We start from the raw sequence: 2,328 nt of genomic DNA on the forward strand, positions 1-2,328 counted from the left end.
TCTCGCTGGCCTCACTGCTGGGAGTGGCCTCGGCGGCGGATTCGTCGCCACCGCCACAGGCCGCGAGACCGAACATCGAGACTGCTGCGATCCCGAGGATCGAAAGGTTCCTGCGCTTGGTGATTTCCATGAGATGTCCTCCGTTGATGAGACCCGGCGGGTGCCCGTGGTCTGGAACTGTTTGCTGAAACACATCGTGTCGATGTCTCGGAGGTACTTCGGGCGACGCGTAGGAGTGGATGGGTGGCATCTGCAGGAAAGGTACGCACACGGTCGTCGCCGGACATGGAAGGGCCCCGCCGGGCGTGCGGCCCGGCGGGGCCTGGAGGTCGGTCCGGAGACCGGTGCTGCTCTGTGCGCAAGAGGGGACTTGAACCCCTACGTCCGAAGACACTGGAACCTAAATCCAGCGCGTCTGCCAATTCCGCCACTCGCGCTCGGGCTGCTCCGCTGGAAGCGGCCCGTCCTTTCACTGTAACGCGAAAGCGGGCACCCTCCCGAGCCCTACCGGTCGATGCCGAGGTCCCGCCTGAGCTTCGCCACGTGGCCGGTGGCCTTAACGTTGTACTGCGCGAGGGCCACCTTCCCGTCGGGGTCGACGACGACGGTGGAACGGATGAGCCCGTCGTAGGTCTTGCCGTAGTTCTTCTTCTCACCCCAGGCGCCGTAGGCGTCCGCGACCGCGTGGTCCGCGTCGGACAGGAGGGGGAACGTAAGGGACTCCTGCTCGGCGAAGGACGCCAGCTTGGCGACAGGGTCCGGCGAGATCCCTAGCACGCGGTACCCGGCCGCACCGAGCGACGCGAGATTGTCGCGGAAGTCGCAGGCCTGGGTGGTGCAGCCGGGCGTGGCAGCAGCGGGGTAGAAGTACACGACGACGCTGCTGCCCCGCTGCGAGGCCAGGGTCACCTCGTTGCCTTCGGCGTCGTTGAGCGTGAAGTCGGGGGCACTATCACCCGCGGCGAGTCGTTGCGACATGAATACTCCTTGAGGTTCGTTACTCGGCCGGAGCGGGATGCGCCCCCCGGATCGGCCTGTCCGGCCGGCTGGGAGGAATGGACCAACCCGCCTAGCTATCATAGGTGGAAGATCCGACGCCGACGGTGGCAGCCGGTCCTGCAAGCGAGAGGAAGTGCACTGTTTTATGCCCGATCTGGATCAATGGCCCACCGGTCGCCTGCTGACCACGGCAGCCCGCCTCGTCGAGCACGCCTGGAACGAGCGCTTGGTCGACATCGGGGTGACCCATGCCGGCGTGATCGCCCTGGGGGTCCTCGCGAACCAGGGCGCGATGACGCAGGCGAGCCTGGCGCAGATCGTGCGCGTGCAGGCGCAGACCATGGGCAAGACCCTCTCCCGCCTCGAATCCCGGGGACATGTGAGCCGCGTGCGCAATGACCTCGATCGCCGCTCCCATCTGGTTTCCATCTCGCCCGACGGACGGAAGGTGCTCGATGCCGCGGACGATATCGAGCGCACCCTGGTCGCGGGCGGTGGGCTCGTCTCCGACGAACTGCGGAACCACCTCCAGACGGTCATCCGGCAGCTGGGCGCTCCGCGATGGAACTGGGTGGCGCCGGATGCCGCCGTGCAGGAGGACGTGGCGCTCGGTGAGTCCGGCGCTCCGGGGCCCGCTGCGACCGTCATCGGCTGATCTGCCCCGGAGGACGGCCGGCCACTCAGGCCCTGGATCGAAGCCCCTTGCCATCCGGCGAGGGGCTTTTTGCGCGCATCGGGAGCGCTCCGGCGAGCTGCTGCCACTACTCCTCTCCTGAGGAAAAGGGAAGGCATTGCCCGGAATCGGACATTTCGGGACGATGGGTTGCGTACTAAGCAGGCTGATGTTTTGTTGGGAACCGTGAGTGCCCAACGCCAGACGGAGAACAGCATGCAGACGACCGCCGAGCACGAGGTGTCCGACGGAGCCCCCCGACGGGACGTCGCGGGGCAGGCGACCGCCACGTATCCGGAGCGGCCCCTCGCGGCGGCCCTGCAGGACGACATCGCCCTGCGGCACATGGACATCGCGGAATCGGTGGCACGGTCCTTCGCGGCCTCCGGTCCGGAGGCGTCCGACATCCGTCAGGTGGCCTACCTCGGACTCATCAAGGCCGTGCAGCGCTTCAACCCGGCGCGGGGCGTTCCGTTCGCGTCGTTCGCCGTACCGACGATCAACGGGGAGATCAAGCGCTACCTGCGGGACTCCTGCTGGGTGGTCCGGCCGCCGCGCGAGGTCCAGGACCTCCGGACGGAGATCGCCCGGGCAGCTCCCGCCATGGCCCAGCGGCTCGGCCGCGAGGCGACGGCACGCGAACTCGGGCTGGAACT

Annotated in this window: 3 protein-coding genes and 1 tRNA gene; 2 read left to right on the forward strand and 2 right to left on the reverse strand. The window is 67.7% G+C overall.

Annotation, left to right across the window (positions count from 1 at the left end; genetic code table 11):
- Positions 1-355: 355 nt before the first annotated feature.
- Positions 356-437 (reverse strand) — tRNA-Leu (locus tag CVO76_RS16955).
- Between the two features lie 67 nt (positions 438-504).
- A complete protein-coding gene (gene bcp / locus CVO76_RS16960; RefSeq protein ID WP_208740225.1) occupies positions 505-978 on the reverse strand; it encodes a thioredoxin-dependent thiol peroxidase in 474 nt (157 codons plus the stop codon).
- Positions 979-1,144: 166 nt separating this feature from the next.
- Between bcp and CVO76_RS16965 the strand changes: the two genes are divergently transcribed.
- The gene (locus CVO76_RS16965) at positions 1,145-1,654 is read left to right on the forward strand and encodes a MarR family winged helix-turn-helix transcriptional regulator (protein ID WP_208740226.1); all 510 of its coding nucleotides are present in this window, start codon (positions 1,145-1,147) and stop codon (positions 1,652-1,654) included.
- Positions 1,655-1,858: 204 nt separating this feature from the next.
- Positions 1,859-2,328, forward strand: a 470-nt coding sequence (locus CVO76_RS16970) for a sigma-70 family RNA polymerase sigma factor (RefSeq protein WP_208740227.1), incomplete at its 3' end; no start/stop codon positions are given.

Source organism: Arthrobacter agilis, assembly GCF_002953615.1.
In the GTDB taxonomy this organism is placed as follows: Bacteria; Actinomycetota; Actinomycetes; order Actinomycetales; family Micrococcaceae; genus Arthrobacter_D; species Arthrobacter_D agilis_B.

Excerpts from the sequence above, each read along its gene's own strand:
- CVO76_RS16965 (WP_208740226.1), top strand. The coding sequence starts at position 1,145 with ATGCCCGATCTGGATCAATGGCCCACCGGTCGCCTGCTGACCACGGCA.
- bcp (WP_208740225.1), bottom strand. The coding sequence starts at position 978 with ATGTCGCAACGACTCGCCGCGGGTGATAGTGCCCCCGACTTCACGCTC.